Consider the following 20,424-nt stretch of genomic DNA (forward strand, 5'->3'; position numbering starts at 1 on the left):
GCCCGGAGTTCCGGGCCGGCCGGGTGCACCCGCTCAGATCCCGTGGTCGCGCAGCGGGCCGACCGCGAGCCCCCGCTGCTCGCACAGCTCCAGCAGCCGGGGCAGCGCACCCAGCGTGGCGCGCCAGGACTCGGGCGCGGAGGTGCAGTCCGAGTCGTGCAGCAGCACGGTGCCGCCGGCCAGCGGGGTGCGGGTGAGGGTGCGCAGCACCGACTCGGGCGTGGCCGAGGCGGTCCAGTCCCGTCCCCAGTGGGTCCAGAGCACCGGCGTCAGCCCGTTCTCCTTCGCCGCGTAGAGCGCCGAGGCGCTCAGCACCCCGTACGGCGGCCGGTACCAGCGCGGCTGCTGTCCGGTGACGGAGGCCACCAGGTCGCGGGCCCGCGCCACGTCGTCGCGGGTGGCCCGGGGCGAGCGGACCAGCAGCGGGCGGTGCTCCCAGCCGTGCACCGCCACCTCGTGCCCGGCCTCGACCAGTTCCCGGCCGAGCTCGGGAGCCCGCTGCAGCATCCGGCCGAGCAGGAAGAAGGTCGCCCTGGTGCCGGTCTTCGCCAGCTCCGCCAGGAAGCGCGGGGTGGAAGCCGGATCCGGGCCGTCGTCGAAGGTCAGCGCGACGTGGCCCGGGTCGCCGGGGCCGCTCAGCCCCGGGGCGAGCAGCGGGCGCAGCGGGCCGAGCGAGGTGAGCGCGGGCAGGCTGTGGCCCACCGCGAGGGCGCCGGCGGTCAGCGCCAGCGTACGGACCGGCTTCACGAGGCCACCTCCAGGATCGTCGCCGGAGCGGGCAGCCCGCCGGCCAGGTCGGCCACGATCGCGTCGGGCCGGGCGGCGGGCCGCCGGCGCGGCGCGGCGCCCTGGGCGAGCGCATCGGCCAAGGCGGCCCCCAGCCGCTTCTCCTCGCGTATCCAGTCGGCCAGTCCGGCCTCGTCCAGCGCGGCGGCGTTGGTCACCCCGTGCCCCGGCAGGCAGCGGTAGCTGACCACCGGCAGGCCGCTGGCCATCGCCTCCAGCGAGGTGAGGCCGCCGGCGTTCTGCACCACCACGTCGCAGGCCCGCAGCAGGTCCGGCATGTCGTCCACCCAGCCGAGCGCCACGCCGTGGCCGGCGGCGGAGATCCGCTCGCGCATCGCCTCGTTGTGCCCGCAGACGGTGACCGGCACGGCCCGGCCCGAGGCGGCGATCTCGCGGGCCGTCAGCTCGACCTCGCCGACCCCCCAGGAGCCGGCCGTGACCAGCGCGATCGGTCCCTCGGCGGGCAGCCCGAAGCGGGCCCGCGCGCGCCGCCGCTCGGCCGCCGAGCGGGCCGGGCGGAAGGCCGGGCCGACCAGCGGGTCGCAGATCTCCACCCGGCGCGCGCCGTGGCGCTGCGCCTGGTCGGCGGCGACCGGGTGCAGCGCGAGGTGCAGGTCGACGCCCTCGGCCACCCAGAGCGGGTGCACCGACATGTCGGTGAGGAAGGTGGCCACCGGCACCGCCAGCCGGCCGCGCCGGCGCAGCCGGCCCAGCGCCTGGCTGGCCAGCGGGTAGGTGGAGACCACCGCGGCCGTCCCGGCCCCGGCCAGCTTCGCGGTCCGCCGGCCGCCGGCCACCGCGAACAGGGCGCCGACCAGCGCCGCGGAGTGCCGGTTCTTCTCCAGGCCGCGCAGCAGCCAGCCCCAGGCCCAGGGCGCGACCTTGAGCTCCAGCGCGTAGCTGCCGCGCAGCAGCCGCCCGCAGCCGCGCGGCAGCAGGTCGAGGAAGTCGTGGCACTCGGCGTCGAACCCGGCCGTCCGCAGGCGGCGGACCAGTTCGCGGGCGGCGCCGTCGTGGCCCGCCCCCACGCTCGCGGACACGACGACGATCCGGCGCGGCTGTGTCGACCGCATCAGGCTCCTTCCAGAGCGGGTCGCGGCCGACCGCCGACGGCGGAGACCGCACCCGCGACTCCACTGCGTCTGACGGATGTACCGGGGAGAACGGGGTGTCCGGCGGTGCGCGGGCCGATCCCTGACCCGCGCACCGAGCACCCCGACTCCCTTGGCCGGGCTCGGTCGGGAACCTGAGGAACCGCCCCCGGCACACCGGTCCGATCCGGTCGGGCCGGGCGGCCCCGGTGTCGACGTCCGCCCCACCGCCCCGGTGGGCCGGTCAGGCACGTGACGGTAGGCCGCCCAGCGGGAGTCCATGTGGCGGTTGACCGGACACCAGGTGTCCGGACCCCGACGGGTCGGCCAACTGCGCACCGAATCGCCCGGGATGACCGGGTTGCCGGTGACCGGCGCCCTGCGTGCACCCGCCCTGTGGACTGCTGCGGCACAGCATGGGCGGCGGTTGCTGAAGCCGGGCTGAAGGCAGCTGAAGCCGTCTTCAGCAAACGCCTAGGCACGCCTGGGATCCTGGTCGGCATGCGGGTACTGGTGGTGGAGGACGAGCGGCGACTGGCCGCGGCGCTGCAGCGCGGGCTGCAGGCCGAGGGCATGACCGTCGACGTGGCCCACGACGGGCCTCAGGGCCTGTGGCTGGCGGGCGAACACGACTACGACGTGATCGTGCTGGACATCATGCTGCCCGGTGTCAACGGCTACCGGGTCTGCGCCCGGCTGCGGGCGGCGGGCAACGAGGCGGGCATCCTGATGCTCACCGCCAAGGACGGCGAGTACGACGAGGCCGAGGCGCTGGACACCGGCGCCGACGACTTCCTCTCCAAGCCCTTCTCCTACGTGGTCCTGGTGGCCCGGCTGCGCGCGCTGGCCCGGCGCACCGGGCGGCGGCGCCCGCAGTCGCTGGAGTTCGGCGACCTGGTGCTCGACCCGGCGCGGCACAGCTGCACCCGCGGCGGCACCCCGATCAAGCTGACCGCCCGCGAGTTCGCCGTGCTGGAGTGCCTGGCGCAGCGGGCCGGCGAGGTGGTGGCCAAGCGCGAGATCCTGGAGCAGATCTGGGACAGCGCCTTCGAGGGCGACCCCAACGTCGTGGAGGTGCACATCAGCGCGGTGCGGCGCAAGATCGACGCGCCGTTCGGCCGCAGCGCGCTGGAGACCGTGCGCGGGGTCGGCTACCGGCTGGCGGCCGACGGTGGCTGAGGCGGCGGACAGCGCCGCGGACGTGACGGCCGACGGGGCCCGCCCCACGGTCCGACGGCGGGCCCTCGACCGGCTGCGCCCGATGACGGTGCGGGCCCGCGCCACCCTCGGGGCCAGCGCGGTGGTGGCCGCCGCCCTGGCCCTCGCCTCGCTCGCGCTGCTCGGCCTGCTGGACGCCAACCTGCTGCACAACGCCGAGAGCGACGCCGAGGCACAGGCCACCACCGTCGCCCAGCTCGCCGACGCCGGCCGGCTCGACCCGCTGCTGACGCCCACCCACGGCGCGGACTTCCTGCAGGTGGTGGCCGCCGACGGACGGGTGCTCACCGCCAGCCAGAACCTGCTCGGCCGCCCGCCGGTGGCCGCCCAGCGGCCCACCGTCCCCGGCGTCGTGCGCACCACCTGGGACACCGGACCGCTCGGCCGGGACAACCGCCAGCGGGTGGTGGAGGTCACCACGCGGACCGGCCAGGGTCTGGTCACCGTCTACGCCGGCACCTCGCTGCGGGACGCCGACGCCGCCGACTCGACCACCGCCGCCGCACTCGCCGTGGGCGGGCCGCTGCTGCTGCTCACCGTGGCCTGGGTCACCTGGTGGGTGACCGGGCGGGCGCTGCGCCCGGTGGAGGCGATCCGGGCCGAGGTCGCCGAGATCAGCGACCGGGACCTGCACCGCCGGGTCTCGGTGCCGCGCACCCACGACGAGATCGCCCGGCTGGCCGTCACCATGAACAGCACCCTGGACCGCCTGGAGTCCTCCGGGCAGCGCCAGCGCCAGTTCATCGCGGACGCCTCGCACGAGCTGCGCAGCCCGATCGCGGTGCTGCGCACCCAGCTGGAGGTGGCCCTCGCGGTGCCCGACCCGGCACTGCGGCCCGAGCTGATCAGCGGCGCGCTGGAGGACACCGACCGGCTCCAGCAGCTGGCCGCCGACCTGCTGCTGCTGGCCCGGATCGACGCCGCCGAGCCCGCACCGCGGGCCGAGCTGGACCTGACCGAGCTGGTCGAGGAGGCGATCGGCCAACGGCGCGGCGACCCGCTGCCGATCCGCGCGCAGCTGGCCCCGGGGGTCGCGGTGACCGGCAGCGGCCTGTGGCTGACCCGGGTGGTGACCAACCTGCTGGACAACGCGCAGCGCTTCGCGGTGCGGGAGGTCACGGTGCTGCTGCGGCCCACCGAGGACGGGCGCTGCGCCGTCCTGGAGGTGCGCGACGACGGCCCCGGCATCCCGGCGGCGGACCGCGAGCGCGTCTTCGAGCGCTTCACCCGGCTGGACGACGCCCGCAGCCGCGATCACGGCGGCAGCGGCCTGGGCCTGGCGATCGCCCGCGACCTGGCCGCCCACCACGGCGGCACGCTGACCGCCGAGCCCGCCGACCAGGGCGCCCGCCTGGTGGCGCGCCTGCCGCTGGCCGCCCCACGCCCCCGGGCGGTTCTCGCGCGCTGAGCGTCCCTAGGATTCTCTGCCGTCAGGCCGGATTCGCGAGAAGGTTTTCGTTATCGGCCGGCACCGGACGCGTCTCCCAAGGTGGACAGGCCGTTGGACGGAGAGGGTGGGCACGGTGGACAGGGCAGTGGACGAGGACGTGGTGGACCGGGCACGGACCGGCGACGAGCGTGCCCGCCAGGAGCTGATCTCCGGGCACCTGCCGCTGGTCTACAACATCGTGGGCCGCGCGCTCAACGGGCATCCGGACACCGACGACGTGGTCCAGGAGACCATGCTGCACGCGGTGGACGGGCTGCCCGAGCTGCGCGAGCCGGGCGCCTTCCGGTCCTGGCTGGTGGCGATCGCGATGAACCAGGTGCGCGACCGGCACCGCGCGCAGCAGGCCGCCCAGGCCGGCGGCGGTCTCGACGAGGCGCGCGAGATCGCCGACCCGGCCAGCGACTTCGTGGCCCTGACGATCGTCCGGCTGGGCCTGTCCGGCCAGCGCCGCGAGGTCGCCGAGGCCACCCGCTGGCTGGAGCCCGCCGAGCGCGAGCTGCTGGCGCTGTGGTGGCAGGAGGCCGCGGGCGAGCTGAACCGGGCCGAGCTGGCGGCGGCGCTGGAGCTGACGCCGCAGCACACGGCGGTGCGGGTGCAGCGGGCCAAGGAGCGGCTGGACACCGCCCGGGTGGTGGTCCGGGCGCTGGCCGCCACCCCCGCCTGCCCCGAGCTGGCCGCGCTCACCGCCGACTGGGACGGGCAGCCGGGGGCGCTGTGGCGCAAGCGGATCGCCCGCCACGCGCGGGACTGCGCCACCTGCCAGGGCCGGGCGGACGACCTCGTCCCGGCCGAGGGGCTGCTGGCCGGGCTCGCCCTGCTGCCGCTGCCCCGCCGGCTGCACGCCCGGCCCACCGCGAGCGCCACCGGCACCGGCGCGAGCGCCACCGGCACCGGCACCGGACACGGCACCGGACACGGCACCGCTCACGGCGGCCGGGCGGCGGCCCGTTCCGGCGCGGCCCACCGCCCCACCGCAGGCCACGGCTCGCGGCAGCGCCCCGGCGCAGGCCGGCGCCGGTCCACCCGCCCGCGTGGTCGCCGCCGCGTGACGGTGCTGGCCCTCGGGGCGCTGGCCGCGCTGGTGGCGGCCGGGCTGGTCTGGGACGGGCTGCAGCCGTCCCCGCGGACCGCCGGCGCGGCGGGCGCACCGCCCAGGACCTCGGCCGAGCCGGCCGGCCTGCTGATCCCGGGCGCGGGGGTGGTGCTGGACGCGGTCTCCGGAGTGGCCTCCCCGAGCCCCACCGCCGCGCCGTCGTCCTCCCCGTCCCCGTCCCCGTCACAGGCGCCGTCCGCCGCGCCCTCGACCCTCCAGGCGGCGCCGCCGACCACCGCCCCGGCGGCCACGCCCACCACCACCGCCCCGCGCGCGGGCGCCGCCGCCGGCAGCGACGTCCAGCAGGTGCTCAGCCTGGTCAACACCCAGCGCGCGCAGAACGGTTGCGGCCCGCTCAGCGCGAACAGCAAGCTCCAGGCAGCCGCCCAGGGCCAGTCCAACGACATGGCGGCTCGTCAGTTCTTCGACCACACCAACCCGGACGGCGCCGGCCCGCAGCAGCGGATCGACGCGGCCGGCTACCAGTGGAGCAGCTGGGGCGAGAACATCGCCAAGGGACAGGGCAACGCCTCTTCGGTGATGGAGAGTTGGATGAACAGCCCGGGCCACCGCGCGAACATCCTCAACTGCTCCTTCAAGGAGATCGGCATCGGCGTCCACTACGGCAGCGGCGGCCCCTGGTGGACCCAGGACTTCGGCTCCCCCGCCTGACCCGACCCGGCCCGGCCCGCCACCGGTCCGGCCCAGCCGCTCGGTGGCGGCGGACACAGGAAAGGTCCTGCTCCGACCCCGGAGCAGGACCCCGACCGACCCTCAGCTCGCCCGCGTCACCCCGCCCGCCCCGGGCGGCGCCCCGAGATCCGGGACCGCGGCGGGCACGGCGCCCGCCGCGTTCGCCTGGGCGGCCTGGGCCGCCTGCACTTCGGCGCGGCCGAGCGCGAGGTGGGCGGCGCAGGCGACCACCACCCAGGCGAGGCCGCCGCTGTGGGTGTAGGCGTGCCCGGCAGTGTGCAGCTGCTGCTGATCGGTGCCGCAGTAGAGGCAGGCGTCGGCGTGCAGCTGCTCACCACTGACCAGCAACTGCTGGGCGGGGCCGTCGATCGGGTGGTAGTCGATCGCGATCGGCGGCCGGGCGGCGGTGAGCTGGTGCGGTGTCAGGTCCGAGGTCATCGGTTCAGCTCCAGGGTGAGATCTCCAGTGTTCTGGGCGGATCGACCTCGGTCACCCTGTGTGGCCGCTCGACTCCGCCCATGTGCTCAGACTGGCCCCGCTGGGCCGCCCGCGCACCCCGGATGGCCAGATTGGCCGCCCTGTGCGACCCACGGGGCGAACGGGGCCCACCTCACCCGGCACAACCGTTCCGCTGGCGAACGATTTCCTCCCTGATACCGTTCCTGCCATGAATGCCGCTGCCCGGGCGCCACTGACCGCCACCACCACCTACCGGCTCGGCCTTCTCGGCGCGCTCGCCCACGCCCGCTTCACCGAGCGGATCGGCTCGCTCGGCCTCAAGCCCAAGGACGTCGCCCTGCTCGGCCTGCTCCACTCCGAGGGCCCCACGACCCAGCTGGCGGTGGCCCGGCGCCTGGCCGTGGCCCCCAGCCTGGTGGTCACGGTGGCCGACCGGCTCGAGGCACTGGGCGCCGTGCGCCGCCTGCGCGACCAGAGCGACCGGCGCCGTCAGCAGCTCGTCCTCACCGACACCGGCCAGGAGCTGCTGACCCGCTGCACCGCCATCGCCCGGGAGCTGGACGAGGAGCTGACCGCCGGCCTGGACCCGGCCGCCCGCCAGGCCCTGGACGCGGCTCTCGCCACCCTCACCACCACGCTCGGGCTGATGAACTGACGGCCCGTCGAGTCCCGCGCCACCACCGGGCCCCGGCGGCCGCAGGGCGCGCGGCGGGTGCGAGAGTGTCCGGCATGCCGATGATCTCGCTGCCCCACCAGCTGTCCCGGACCCGTGGTTTCACCCTCGGCGCCGTCGATCAGGCCACCGTGACCCCCGACGGCGCCACCGTGCTCTTCCTGCGCAGCCGGGCCGGGGACGACCCGGTCAACTGCCTGTGGGCGTTGGACCTCGACAGCGGGCACGAGCGCCTGCTGGTCGACCCCGCCGAGCTGCTGGGCGGAGCCGCCGAGCAGCTGTCGGACGAGGAGCGGACCCGCCGCGAGCGCAGCCGCCGGCTGACCCGCGGCATCGCCTCCTACACCACCGACGCGGCGGCCGAGCTCGCCGTCTTCGCCCTCTCCGGCAGCCTGTGGACGGTGGACACCGGCACCGGCGCCGCCCGCCGGCTGCCCGCCGAGGGCGCGGTGGTCGACCCCCGTCCCGACCCCACCGGGCGCCGGATCGCCTACCTGAGCGGCGCCACCCTGCGCGTGATCGCCGCCGACGGCACCGGGGACCGGGCGCTGGCCGCCCCCGACGGCCCGCAGGTGACCTTCGGCGCCCCCGAGCACGTCGCCGCCGAGTCGATGCACCGCGACCGCGGCTACTGGTGGGCCCCCGACGGCGAGCGGCTGCTGGTCGCCCGGGTCGACGAGTCCGAGGTGCAGGTCTGGTACATCGCCGACCCGGCCAACCCGGACCGCCCGCCGCGCGCCATGCGCTACCCGGCGGCCGGCAGCCGCAACGCCGAGGTCACCCTCTGGCTCACCGAGCTGGACGGCACCCGGCGCGAGGTCCCCTGGGACCGGACCGCCTTCGAGTACCTGCCGGCCGCCGGCTGGGACCGGCACGGCCCCTTCGCCGCCGTGCAGAGCCGTGACCAGCGCACCGTGCGGGTGCTGGCCATCGACCCCGCCGACGGTTCCACCACCGTGCTGCACGAGCAGCGCGACGACCACTGGGTCCAGCTGGTGGCCGGCCTGCCCGCGCGCACCGCCGGCGGCGCGCTGCTCGGGCACCTCGACGAGGGGGACACCCGGCGCCTGACGGTGGCCGGCACCCCGGTCACCGAGCCCGGCCTCCAGCTGCGCGCAGTGCTCGGCACCGACGGCGAGACGGTGCTCTTCACCGGCGGCAGCGAACCGACCGAGATCCACCTGTGGTCCTACCACCCGGAGCGCGGCACCGAGCGGCTGACCACCGAGCCGGGCGTGCACACCGGGCGGCTCAGCGGCGGCACCCTGGTGCACACCGCCCGCACCCTCGACCAGGCCGGCCCGCGCACCACCGTGCGGCGCCCGGGTCGGCCCGCCGTGCCGATCGCCGCGTTCGTCGAGACCCCGGTGCTGACGCTGCGCGTCATACCGGCCGCCGTCGGGCCGCGCGAGCTGCGCACCATGCTCTACCTGCCCTCCTGGCACCGGCCCGGCGACCCGGCGCTGCCCGTGCTGCTCGATCCGTACGCGGGACCGGCGGGGCAGAAGGTGCTCGCCCAGCAGGCCGGGCACACCCTGGCCTCGCAGTGGTTCGCCGAGCAGGGCTTCGCGGTGCTGGTCACCGACGGCGCCGGGGTGGGCGGGCACGGCCCGGCCTGGGAGCGGGAGATCCACGGCGACACCTTCGGTCGGGTCCTGGACGACCAGGTGGACGCGCTGCACGAGGTGGACCGGCAGCACCCCGGGCTGCTGGACCTGGGGCGGGTCGGCATCCGGGGCTGGTCGTTCAGCGGCGGCCTGGCCGCCCTGGCCGTGCTGCGCCGCCCCGACGTCTTCCACGCCGCGGTGGCCGGTGCCCCGGTCGGCGACCAGAGCCTGTACGACACGCACTGGCGCGAGCGGTTCCTGGGCGACCCCGCCGAGCACCCCGAGCGCTACGAGGCGTGCTCACCGCTCGCGGAGGCGCCGAATCTGAGCCGTCCGCTGCTGCTGATCCACGGGCTGGCCGACGACAACGTGTTCGTCGCCAACACCCTGCGGCTGTCCACCGCGCTGCTGGCGGCCGGACGGCCGCACGAGGTGCTGCCGCTCAGCGGGGTGAGCCACTCCGGGCTCGCCTCGCCGCTCTACCCGCAGCTGCTCGGGCACCAGCTGGAGTTCCTCCAGCGGCACCTGGGCCTGGGCTGAGGCTCCGCGCGCTTTGGTCTTGCCCTACGGCTGGACGTCGCTGCGCCCGGAGACCCAGGCGATCGCGTCGTGCACCCCGCGCGCGTACTCGCGCACCTCGGCGTCCAGTCGCAGGTCCAGGTGGCGCACCTGGGCGGCCTGCTGCTCGGCGCCGAGCTGCGCCGGGCAGGGGCCCTCGGGTCCGCTGGCGACACTCGCGGTGACCGGGGCGAGCCGGCCTCGGCCGAGCGCCCAGCGGTAGCCGTCCAGGGCCCCCTCGCGGGCGTGCGAGGGTTCGAAGGGGGTGTCGCCGATGTACTCCAGGCGCGCGAGCGCGCTCTCAACCTGCTCCCGGGAACGCGCCCCGACTCGGGACGTCACATCGTGGCTGGTCATGACCGCAGACTAAGCACGCCGCCGTGGCCGGGGCGCCTTCGAGGGGGCCAAGGGGGCGAACACCCGCGAAGACCCTTCACGAAGTTCGTACCGATTCATCCCCTCTCGGAGGTGCGCGGAGGGCCACTTCGGTTCCACACTCGTGAGAGCAGGGCCATCCGGCCGACCACGCCCCGAACAACGGAGGCATTCATGTCCGAGCCCATCGACAGCGAGTCGCCCACCCCTGACCGCCTGCTGCACACCGGAGCCGAGCGCCCGATCGACCCGGTGGACCTGGTGATGGCCTCCGGCCAGGACCCGACCCCGGCGCTGATCGAGAAGGCGCGCCAGGCCATCGCACGGGACGGCGCGGCCGCCGTCGAGCGCGTGCTCCCCTGACGCCGAACGGGCGCCGTCACCTCGCGACGCCGCCGCTTCCGGGCCTGGCCCGGGAGCGGCGGCGTCGGCGTGCGCGGGCCAGGCCCGATGGCCCGCCCGACAGCGCTGCGAACACGAACGGCCCGGACCGCCCAGCACCCGTGGGTGCACGATTGTCGCAGGCTTGTGACAGATCCCGCTCGCCGATTGGTCCGATTTACTCATTTTTAGTGCTTAGGCTTCAGTGCATGTCTTCGTCGCACTCGGGCTCGTTCGTCCACAAGACCAAGCTCACCGCCACCTTCCTCGGTGTCAGTGTGGTGGCCGGCGCACTCACCGCGGGGCTCGCGCTGCCCGCCGTCGGTGGGCTCGGGCTGGGCGCCAAAAGCGCCGTGGGGGACTTCAACAGCCTGCCCGACGACTTCACCACACCCCCGCTCAGCCAGGCGTCGACGATCTACGACGCCAACGGCGGGGTGATCGCCACCGTCTTCGACCGCGACCGCACCGTGGTCCCCAGCGACCAGATATCCCCGCTGATGAAGTCGGCGCTGGTGGACATCGAGGACAACCGCTTCTACCAGCACGGCGCGATCGACGTGAAGGGTGTGCTGCGCGCACTGAGCAGCAACGCCTCGGGCGGCGGCACCCAGGGCGCCTCCACGCTCACCCAGCAGTACGTGAAGAACGTCTTCGTCGAGGAGGCCGGCAACGACTCGGCGGCCGTCCAGGCGGCGCAGGCGCAGGACGTGGGCCGCAAGGTCAAGGAGATGAAGTACGCGATCAAGGTCGAGCAGACCCTGACCAAGGACCAGATCCTGACCAACTACCTCAACATCACCTTCTTCGGTGAGCAGGCCTACGGGATCCAGGCCGCCTCCCAGCGCTACTTCGGCGTCGACGCCAAGGACCTCAGCCTGCCGCAGGCCGCACTGCTGGCCGGCCTGGTGCAGTCCCCCTCCGGGTACGACCCGATCGTCAACCCGAAGGCCGCCAAGGAGCGCCGGGACACCGTCCTGAAGAAGATGGCGCAGTACGGCACGATCACCCAGGCCCAGGCCGACCAGGCGATCGCCACCCCGGTCACGCTGAACGTCAACAAGCCGAACCAGGGCTGCATCACCGCCCAGCAGGGCGAGGGCTTCTTCTGCGACTACGTGAAGAACCAGGTGCTCAACGACCCGGCGTTCGGTGCCAGCTCGGCCGACCGGGCGGCGCTCTGGAAGCGCGGCGGCCTGCAGATCCACACCACCCTGGATCCCACGGCCCAGACCGCCCTGCAGAAGTCGGTCACCGGCCACGTGTACGCCACCGACAAGGCGGCGACCGCGATGACCATCGTGCAGCCGGGCACCGGGAAGATCATCGCGATGGGCCAGAGCCGCCCGTACGGGGTGAACGCCAACCAGACGCAGATCAACTACAACGTCACCAAGTCGATGGGCGGCGGCATCGGGTTCCCGACCGGCTCGACCTTCAAGCCGATCGTGGCGGCGGCGGCGCTGGAGAACGGGATCAACCCCTCGCAGTCCTACCCCTCGCCGTACAGCATGGCCTGGCCGAAGATGAAGGACTGCCAGGGCCAGGGCTTCCGCCCCGCCCAGGTGCACAACGACGCCACCTCGCTGGTCGGCCCCTTCACCATGGCGCCGGCCATGGCGCAGTCGGTGAACACCTACTTCGCCTCGCTGGAGGCGGACGCCGGGCTGTGCAACGTGGCGCAGATGACCAACAAGCTCGGGATCACCCAGCAGGCCGGCAACGAGCCGCTGCAGGTGGTGCCGGCGATGGCGCTGGGCAGCAACGACCTGACCCCGCTGGAGATGGCGAACGTCTACGCGACCTTCGCCGCGCACGGCACGTACTGCACGCCGACCGCGATAGCCAGCGTCACCGGCCCCGACGGCAAGCCGCTGAACGTGCCGCAGAGCCAGTGCAGCCAGGCGATGTCGGCCACCACCGCGGACGAGATCACCACGATGCTCAAGGGCGTGGTGCAGGACGGCACCGGCAGCCCGGCCGGCCTCACCGACCGGGACAGCGCCGGCAAGACCGGCACCACCAACGACAGCGAGCAGGTCTGGTTCGTCGGCTACACGCCGGAGCTGGCGGGCGCCACGGTGGTCACCGACACCGACAACCCGACCTCGCTGGACGGACAGCGGATCGGCGGCAAGTACGTCGACCAGGCCTTCGGCGGCACGCTGTCCGGGCCGATCTGGCGGGACGCGATGAGCGGCGCACTGCAGAACACCCCGCCGTCCTCGCTCGCCTCGGTGCCGCTGCCGTAGGCGGTACCGCCGCAGGCGATGCCACGGCCCGGGCCCGGCGGTCATTCCGCCGGGCCCGGGCCGTTTCCGTTCAGCCGCCTCCGTTCGGCCGGCTCAGTCCGCGAGCAGCTCGGTCACCGGGCCGGTGGTGCGCACCCCGCCCGCGGCCAGCTGCCGGCGCAGCACGGCGCGCAGCTGGGCCAGTCCGGCCGGGCGCAGGCCGGAGAGCATCAGGTGGCAGCCGTGGCCGTCGCGGTCGGTGATCCTCAGCACCGGGCCACCGCGGGTCCGCGGCAGGGCACGTGCCTCGGCCAGCCGGTCGAGCGCGACGGTCTTCCAGACGACGAAGAGCCGCACTACCAGGCGATCGCCGTCCAGCGCCAGCAGCACCCTGGTCCGCACCAGGACGAGCAGCGCGACCGCCACCCCGAAAGCGAGGCAGATGCCCCGGCCCGCCGACGCCCGGACGAACACGGCCACCAGCCCGGCGACGGCCAAGGGGATCACCGCGGCCCACTGCCACCGGCCGGAGGGCGTCAGAGCGATGGCGCCGGCGCTGATCGGCGGGCGGCGCAGAGAGTAGTACATGAGGTCCTTCCCTATCACGGGGTCGGGGAGACGCAGGGCCGAGCGCCGGGGTGCGGCCCGTTCGGCGGAACGGGCCGCACCCCGACCGGTCAGGGCGCGGACACTACTGCTGGTGGCATCCCTGGTTGATCAGCCCTGGCGGGTCGATGCCGGCGAACATGCCGCCGACCCCGAGGCCGGGGATGTTGGAGATGACGGAGGTCACGGCGGGGCCCCAGGGAGAGGTGGTGCTGATCCGACCGCCGAGACCGCCGGTCACACCACCGATGATCCCGTTGAAGGCGGCTTCGCCACCGGCCAGCCCCCAGTCGACCTTTCCGAGGCCTCCGTTGTCGTGCCATTGGGTGCCGACACTTGTGACGAAGCCGTCGGCTGCCCCGGAGACCGCGCCGGTCACCGCCGAGGCCGCGACGGTCGCACCGCACGGACCGCAGGCGCCGACCGCGGCACCGATGACCGCGCCGGCACCGGCGTCGATCGCGACATCTCCCCAGTTGATGTGACCGCTGGCCGCACCGCTGACGATGCCGCCAATGGCACCGGCCGCACCACCGATCACCGCGCCGATCAGCGCGGTGCACCATGGGAAGCACAGGCCGGTCCGGTCGGTGATGTTGACCGGACTGTCGTCGGTGTAGCCGTAGGCACTGTGGGTCGCGGCGATCGCCGGGTCCACCGTGATGAACTGCGCGGTGGACGGGTCGTAGTAACGGGCTCGCAGGTAGACCAGACCCGACTCGCTGTCGTTGTAGTCACCACCGAAGCGGAGCGGCGTCCCGGCGACGCCTGTGTGGCTGGTCTGGTTGCCGAAGGCGTCGTAGGCGTAGCCGGCGGCCGCCACGCCCGTGCCGTCCAGCAGCGCTCTGGTGGATCCGAGGGCGTCATGGAAGTACCAGAGGCTGCCGGTGGAGTTGATCTGCTCGATGGCCAGACCGCCAGGCCCATAGAGGTAATTGGTGGTGCCGTCACTGAGCAGGTCGGCGGCGGCCGCCGCGTCCCAGGTGAAAGCAGTGCTGACACCGCCGACGGTCTTGCTGATGCGCAGGCCCTGACCGTTGTATCCGTACGTGGCGGTGCCACCCGGGCCGCTGTAACCGGTGAGCTCGTCGGCCTGGTTGTAGGTGTAGCTCGTTGCCGTCCCGGTGATCGGGGTGGCGGCGGTGCGGTCTCCCTGGCTGTTGTAGGTGTAGGTGGTCGCGCCGACCGGCGGCGTGCCGCAGGCGGCGCTGCCGGTGGCGGCGCCCGGCAGGGTCCAGCACAACTGGCCGGCCGGGTCGAAGGCCTGGGCCGTGCCGGCGTTGGAGGTGGGACGTCCGGCCGCGTCGTAGCCGTACGCGGTCGTGGTCGACCCGGTGGTCGCCGAGTTCAACTCCTCACGCGGGCTGTACTGGTAGCTCTGCGCGGCGTCCGGCAGACCGGTCGGCGAGGTGCCCGAGAGCTGACCGGAGTTGTCCCGCGTGTAGCCGAGCGAGGCCAGCTGAGTCGTGCCGTGCGCCGCCGCCGCGCCGGTGATGCTGTCGGTGTCGTCGTAGGTGCTGCTGATGGTGTCACCGTTGGGATAGGTCACCGAAGTCACGTTGCCGTCGGCGTCGTAGCCGAAGCCGGTGGCGGCGTTGTTCCAGTCGGTCACGCCGGTGAGGTGGTTGGCCTTGTCGAAGGCCTGCGCGACCGGGGTCGTCTGCCCCGGGTAGCTGACCGAGGTCTGGTTGCCGTTGCTGTCGTAGCCGTAACCGACACTCGCTCCAGCGCCGTTGACCTCCTTGAGGACCTCGCCGAAGGCGTCGTAGGACCACGTCGTCGAGCCGGTGCCGTCCGTCATGCCGGTACGCCGGCCTCCCGCGTCGTAGCCGAAGGTGACTGCGGGTGTCCTGCCGTCGGAGTAGCTGATCGAGGTGACCTGTCCTGCCGGGTTGTAACCGTAGGTGGTGGTCTGGCCGGCCGGGTTGGTGACGGTCAGTACCTGGCCGAGGGTGTTCAGCGTGTAGGCGGTCTTCTGCTGGTCGGCATTGGTCTGGCTGTTCCGGTGGCCCTGCCCGTCATAGCCGTAGGACAGCTTGGCGCCGGTGGCGTCGACGGTGTCGGCCACCGTGCCGTCGGGGTTGTAGTCGGTGTGCGAGACGGTGTGGTCCGGCTTGGTGACCGAGGTCTCCCGGTCGTCCGCGTCGTAGGCGTAGCCGGTGGTCCGGTTGTTGCCGTCCGTGCTGGTGGTGCGGTTGTTGTCGGCGTCGTACGTCGCCAGGGTGGTGTGCCCGAGCGGGTCGGTGGTACTGGTGCGGTTGCCATGGGCGTCGTACTGGTAGGTCGTGCAGCCCCTGGCGGGCGGGGTGCAGCCCGGGGCGGTGCCCGCTGCGGTGCCGACGGGGCTGACCGTGGAGCTCAGCAGGCCGCGGGCGGTGTCGTAGCCGTTCTTCGTCGTGTTGCCGAGCGGGTCGGTGACGCTGATGACGTCGCCCATCGCGTCATAGCCGGTCGTGGTGGTGTTGCCGCGGGCGTCGGTGGTCCGGGTGGCGTCGCCGGGGTGGGCCGGATCGTCATGGGAGACCGTGCTGGTGCGGGCGGGGGTGACGCCGTCGGTGGGCGTCTGCGTGGTCCCGGTGAGCTGGAGGGTGGTGGGGTCGTAGGTGTAGGTGGTCTGGAGACCGGCGGGGTCGGTGGTGGACATCAGGTTGTCGTTGGCGTCGTAGGCCTTGACCGTGGTGAACCCTCGGGGGTCACTGGCCGAGGTCTGGTTGCCGTGGTCGTCGTAGGTGAAGGTCTGCAGGCCGCCATTGGGGTCGGTGATGCCGATGACGCCGAGGCTGACCGGGTCGTAGGAGTAGCTCCAGGTGCCCGCGGCGGAGCTGCCGTAGCCCTTGGTCTCGGTGACCAGCAGGCCGTTCTGGTAAGTGTCCAGGGTCTTGTGGCCGGCCGGGTCGGTGACCAGGGTCTGGCCGGCGACCAGCTGGGTGGTGCTGTCGGGGCCGTAGGTGAACCGGGTGGTGGCGCCGACCTGGTCGGTCTGGGTCAGGACGCGCTCGTTCGCGTCGTAGGTCGTCGAGACGACCGGGGAGGGGGTGGCGGTGCTGCCGAACTGGGCCGGCCTGCGGATGGAGTTCATCAGGTGCGCGGCCGTGTAGCCGTACTGCGCGTGGTCGTTGTCCTGGAGCGTCGGGGTGCGGATGGTGCCCACACCGTAGACGTCGGTCAGATTGCCGTTGCCGTCGTAGCCATAGCTGACCTGGCGGCCGGCGGTGTCGGTCAGCGCGGTGATGTGGCCGCCGGACCAGGTGAGAGTGTAGGCGCGGCCGGCCGGGTCGGTGATGGTGGACAGGTTGCCGTTGCTGTCGTAGGACAGCTTGGTGGCGTACGGCGGGGCGGCCTTGCTGCCCGCGACGTCGGTCTCGGCGGTCAGGTGGCCGGTGGCAGTGTCGAAGGTGTAGATCTCCTTCGACTGGCGGGTGAAGATGTAGGAGGAACCGCTGCCGGTCAGCGTGGCGTCGTAGCGCGGCGCGGACGGCGCGTAGCTGCCGTTCGTGTTCACGAACGTGACCTGGGAGCCGTCCTCCTGGTGGACGGTGACGTTGCCGGTGCTCGGATCGGTCGTGGTGCTGAGGTTGTAGGAGTCCGTCCAGCCCCAGCCGAACGGGCCGTTGACGGCCAGCGAGCCGTTGGGGCCGTTCGGGTCGGCGAGCGCGGAGGCATAGCTGCGGGTGAAGTTCAGCGGAATGCCGCGGCCCGGCGTGCTCAGGTCGGTGAAGTCGTCACCGAAGTAGCCGGTGCTGGTGTCGACCGGGTCACCGGCGGTGCGACGGGCGCAACCGCACTGGATGAAGGCCGGGTTGCTGCCCTTCGGCGCGTCCTGGACGGTCGGCGGGCCGCCGATCGGCTGGCCCGGCGTGCCGCCCTGCGGGATGAACGCGATCGCGTCGTAGGCGACGTCATAGCTGGAGTAGTCGATGTTGCCGGAGCCGTAGGTGTCACTCTTGTTGGTGAGCTGGACGTTGCCGCCGCTCTGCATCGCGAAGGTGCCGATGGTGACCCACTGTTCGGAGCCCCAGTCCTGGTTCACCCGGATCTTCCACGGGGCCACGCCCCCACCGGGGTTGATCGTGTAGACGACGTTGGTGGCCGAGGCGCCGGTGGCCGGCAGGTGCAGCTTGATCTTGTAGTACTGGAGCTTGGGCAGGTTCGGCGTCCAGGTACCGGTGTCGACCTGGCTGGGGTCGGAGCCGTCGACCGTGTGGTTGAACAGGATGTGACCGCCGAAGCCGACGCCGAGTTGGTGGGTGTCGATCGCGCCGAGCGGTGCACCGGCCGCGTTCGTCCCGTAGCTGTAGCTGAAGGTGCCGCCCTGCGTCCAGTTCGGGTTGGCGCAGCCGACCAGGTTCAGGGGTGGATAGCTCTGCGACTCCGCGACGATGATCGGCGCGCCATTGGACGTGGTGGGGACCTTCGACGGGTCCACGTTGCAGGTCGGCGGGTGCGGGTCGGACTGGGCGGGCTCGGTCGAGCCGGCTGCCCAGGTGTAGTCACTGGTGGCGCAGGTGGTGGAGCAGTCGGGGATCCAGGTGGTGGGGGTGTGCCACCAGCACTCGCGGTCCGCCAGCGTGCAGTAGCTGATGTTCGGGTTGGACTGGTTGACGTAGGTCGGGTCGCACTTGCTGTCGGCGGTGCAGAACTGGCTGATCGGCGGGATCTGCGGCCAGGACTTGCCGCCGTGGTAGGTCGGCTTGGCGAAGGCCGGGGAGTAGGCGGTGCCGGTGTAGCGCAGGATCGGGCTGCCCATCCAGCCCATGATCCGCTCCTCGTACGGCCAACTGCCCGGGTGCCGGGCGTCGTCGTACGTCGTCGACAGGTACGGGGCGCGGTTGGGCGGGTAGTCCGGGTTCATCGGGTTGTTGCCCCAGCCCAGCCCCCAGGTGCCGTCGGGCCCCGTGCAGGTCGCGCTCGGCGTGCAGTTGGTGGTGTTGCCGTGCGCGGCATCGGGCTGTATGCCCGAGTTGTACGCCCAGGCGGCCAGGTACCAGTTCTCCAGGTAGCGCGGGTCGCCGCCATTGACCAGGATGCCCATGGAGTAGAGCTTGTTCCAGGTGTTCTCCAGGTTCTGCAGGCCCGCGGCGATGTTCTCCTGGTAGTCGACCGCGATCTTCATCTGACCGTGCGCCGAGAAGATGCCGTCACCGGTGGACATGCCCGCGGTGACCTGGCCCAGACCGTAGCCGCAGTCGGCCTTGGAGTAGTCCAGCTGCGTCACGGTGCCGCCGGCGCCGTAGTAGTCACCGATCAGCGGGTCGCCGGGGATGCCGGGCACCGAGTGCCAGGAGGCCTGGCTGAAGTTGCTCTCCTGCGCCACGATCGCCTGGTAGACCGAGCGCGGCACCGAGTCCCAGCTGTCGCCGGCCGGGTGCTGCAGCGGGATCCGCGGGAAGTCGCCGTTGGGCGCGTAGGCGGCCAGGCCCAGGTTGGCGTAGTTCGCCGGACGGGTGTACTGCGAGCCGGTCAGCAGGCCCTGCTCGGCCATCTGCACCGCCCACTCCACCTGCGCGGCCGAGGGCTGCATCACCTGACGGTTCTCCGCCAGCCGGGGGACGGAACACTTGGGCGTCGTCGTGTTCGGCCCGGTGTCGGCCGGAACGGCGGCGGGGACGGTGGCCGGAGCCGCGGCCAGCAGGCCCTCGGAGAGCGCCTTGCCCTGCGTCGTACCACCGCCCTGCGGTGCCGCCGGCGGGGCGGCTGAGCCGCCGCCGACCGTGGTGTCCGGCAGCACCGTCGAGGGCGCGGGGGTGTTGGTGGGCTTTGCCGGCTGCACCTGGGTGTTGCTCGCGGTCGCCACCACCAGCGGCGTGGCGGCATCCGTCTGCGGACCGGCGCCGAGCACGGCACCGCCGTCCAGTGACGCGGCGGACGCGCCCAGCGGCAGGCTCTTCGCGCTCGCCGCGACCAGACCCGCCTTGGCGTCGAGCTTGTCGGTGCCCACCACCACGGCCTTGCCCGCCCGGCCCGGCAGCAGTTGCACCGAGGTGCGCGGTCCCGAGCCGACCTGGGTCACCGTGCCGCCGTGCTCCTTCAGCACCGTCGCGTTCTGGTCGTCCTGGTGGACCGTCACGAACCCGACGGATCCGTCGGCGAGCGGCCGCAGGTCGAAGGCCGAGCCCGACACCTGGGCCAGCTTCTGCGGCTGCCCCGTCCTGGCGCCGCTCTCCGGGATCTTCACCAGGTTCGCGCCGACCACGCCGACCGGACCGTCACTCGTCGGCACCACCGAGGTGACCTGGGCGCCGACCGTCGTGATGTGCTGCACCTTCCCGGCGGCCAGGTCGACGGTGAGGACCTGGGTGGTCTGCTCCTCGACTCCCGGGTTGGAGGTGAAGGCCGCGAGGTCACCGGTGCCACAGCCCGGCGAGTAGTACTTCAGCGCCACACCGGCGGCCACCGGCCTGACCGTGCCGCTGCGCAGGTCCACCGAGTACGCGAACGCCCCGTGGTCCCGCGCCTCGGTGGAGTTCGCCGCGGAGGTCGGCAGCACCGTGACCGCCGCGAAGTCCCCGTCACCCGAGGTGCACTGGTAGCCCGTCCAGGAATCGTCGTCGATGCCTGCGGGCTTCAGCAGCGCCACCTCGCGCCAGCTGTATCCGTTACCGCCCTTGGCCACCGCCAGGTGGTACCCGCTCGCGTCACCCCAGCCGTTGAGCAGCACGTCGTCGGAGGGGCCGAGCGGCTTGCCGCCGCCGGTGGGCAAGGAGGAGGACGACGAGCCGGGCTTGGCCGGCTGCGCCGGCTTGGTGTCCGCGGTGGCCGGCGAGACGACGCCGGCCACCAGAGCGACGGACAGCAGGCCCGCCACTGGTAGGCCGGGCGCCGGCCAGCCGCCGGCCCGGTCGAGAAAACGAGAGAGACGCACTGGGAAAGGGATCCTGACTTCTTCAGGTGCGCACCGGCGCTCCCCGCGCGCGCTCCGGCGTCGCACGGATGCTGTGAAAAATACGGGGACTGTCCTGCCGAGGGCAGCAGCGGGCAGGCGGAGGGAGCCTCACCCCTTGGCGAGGTGGGCCCTCGGGTCGACGCCTCGGCTGTCTTCGGACGAGATGGTAGTTCGTCGCCGATGGCGCACGGTAGTGCACTTGTTGATTCGTTACCGAATCAGTTGAAGAAAAGAGAGCCAACCGGCGATTGCCATGGCAGCCCGGGGCAAAGCGGACAATCCCGCTCATTCATTCTCCTGATAAATCATCAGCCATCTTC

13 protein-coding genes are annotated in these 20,424 nt (G+C 73.1%); 7 read left to right on the forward strand and 6 right to left on the reverse strand.

Translation table 11 applies throughout. The features are described from left to right. Positions 1-33: 33 nt before the first annotated feature. Positions 34-747, reverse strand: coding sequence for a polysaccharide deacetylase family protein (locus OG500_RS09430; RefSeq protein WP_327066068.1), 714 nt, complete (start codon positions 745-747; stop codon positions 34-36). Further along, positions 744-1,859, reverse strand: coding sequence for an MGDG synthase family glycosyltransferase (locus OG500_RS09435; protein ID WP_329578573.1), 1,116 nt, complete (start codon positions 1,857-1,859; stop codon positions 744-746). Before OG500_RS09435 ends, OG500_RS09430 begins: the two co-directional genes overlap by 4 nt. A 519-nt stretch (positions 1,860-2,378) precedes the next feature. On the opposite strand from OG500_RS09435, the gene OG500_RS09440 reads away from it, so the two are divergent. The 3 genes from OG500_RS09440 (at position 2,379) to OG500_RS09450 (ending at position 6,310) form a co-directional block, all read left to right on the forward strand. Beyond that, entirely contained in the window at positions 2,379-3,056 is a 678-nt protein-coding gene (locus tag OG500_RS09440; protein ID WP_327066070.1) for a response regulator transcription factor, read from the forward strand. Between the two features lie 82 nt (positions 3,057-3,138). Then, complete coding sequence (locus tag OG500_RS09445) at positions 3,139-4,503, forward strand: sensor histidine kinase (protein ID WP_442789322.1); 1,365 nt, start codon at positions 3,139-3,141, stop codon at positions 4,501-4,503. Positions 4,504-4,618: 115 nt separating this feature from the next. Then, the gene (locus OG500_RS09450; protein WP_329578579.1) at positions 4,619-6,310 is read left to right on the forward strand and encodes a sigma-70 family RNA polymerase sigma factor; all 1,692 of its coding nucleotides are present in this window, start codon (positions 4,619-4,621) and stop codon (positions 6,308-6,310) included. Between the two features lie 102 nt (positions 6,311-6,412). Here OG500_RS09450 and OG500_RS09455 read toward each other — a convergent pair whose 3' ends face one another. Then, the gene (locus OG500_RS09455) at positions 6,413-6,769 is read right to left on the reverse strand and encodes a hypothetical protein (RefSeq protein WP_327066073.1); all 357 of its coding nucleotides are present in this window, start codon (positions 6,767-6,769) and stop codon (positions 6,413-6,415) included. A 229-nt stretch (positions 6,770-6,998) separates the two neighbouring features. Between OG500_RS09455 and OG500_RS09460 the strand changes: the two genes are divergently transcribed. Both OG500_RS09460 and OG500_RS09465 read left to right on the forward strand, forming a co-directional pair. Then, positions 6,999-7,445: a MarR family winged helix-turn-helix transcriptional regulator gene (locus OG500_RS09460; protein WP_329578582.1), complete on the forward strand. Its 447-nt coding sequence runs from the start codon at positions 6,999-7,001 to the stop codon at positions 7,443-7,445. A 74-nt stretch (positions 7,446-7,519) separates the two neighbouring features. Further along, on the forward strand, positions 7,520-9,610 hold the full coding sequence (locus OG500_RS09465; RefSeq protein ID WP_329578585.1) for a S9 family peptidase: 2,091 nt from the start codon (positions 7,520-7,522) through the stop codon (positions 9,608-9,610). A gap of 24 nt (positions 9,611-9,634) precedes the next feature. On the opposite strand, the gene OG500_RS09470 is transcribed toward OG500_RS09465, so the two are convergent. After that, on the reverse strand, positions 9,635-9,985 hold the full coding sequence (locus OG500_RS09470) for a hypothetical protein (protein ID WP_327066076.1): 351 nt from the start codon (positions 9,983-9,985) through the stop codon (positions 9,635-9,637). A gap of 192 nt (positions 9,986-10,177) precedes the next feature. On the opposite strand from OG500_RS09470, the gene OG500_RS09475 reads away from it, so the two are divergent. Beyond that, positions 10,178-10,366 carry a hypothetical protein gene (locus tag OG500_RS09475; RefSeq protein WP_327066077.1) on the forward strand — a complete coding sequence of 63 codons (189 nt, stop codon included), beginning with the start codon at positions 10,178-10,180 and terminating at the stop codon, positions 10,364-10,366. A gap of 227 nt (positions 10,367-10,593) precedes the next feature. Then, positions 10,594-12,636, forward strand: a complete 2,043-nt coding sequence (locus OG500_RS09480) for a transglycosylase domain-containing protein (protein ID WP_327066078.1) — start codon at positions 10,594-10,596, stop codon at positions 12,634-12,636. A gap of 93 nt (positions 12,637-12,729) precedes the next feature. Here the strand turns inward: OG500_RS09480 and OG500_RS09485 are convergent, their stop codons facing one another. Together OG500_RS09485 and OG500_RS09490 are read right to left on the reverse strand one after the other, a co-directional pair. Next, a complete protein-coding gene (locus tag OG500_RS09485) occupies positions 12,730-13,203 on the reverse strand; it encodes a hypothetical protein (RefSeq protein WP_327066079.1) in 474 nt (157 codons plus the stop codon). A 103-nt stretch (positions 13,204-13,306) separates the two neighbouring features. Then, positions 13,307-20,083, reverse strand: a complete 6,777-nt coding sequence (locus OG500_RS09490) for an RHS repeat-associated core domain-containing protein (RefSeq protein WP_329578589.1) — start codon at positions 20,081-20,083, stop codon at positions 13,307-13,309. Positions 20,084-20,424 lie beyond the last annotated feature (341 nt).

Origin of the sequence: Kitasatospora sp. NBC_01250, from assembly GCF_036226465.1 — a bacterium.
In the GTDB taxonomy this organism is placed as follows: Bacteria; Actinomycetota; Actinomycetes; order Streptomycetales; family Streptomycetaceae; genus Kitasatospora.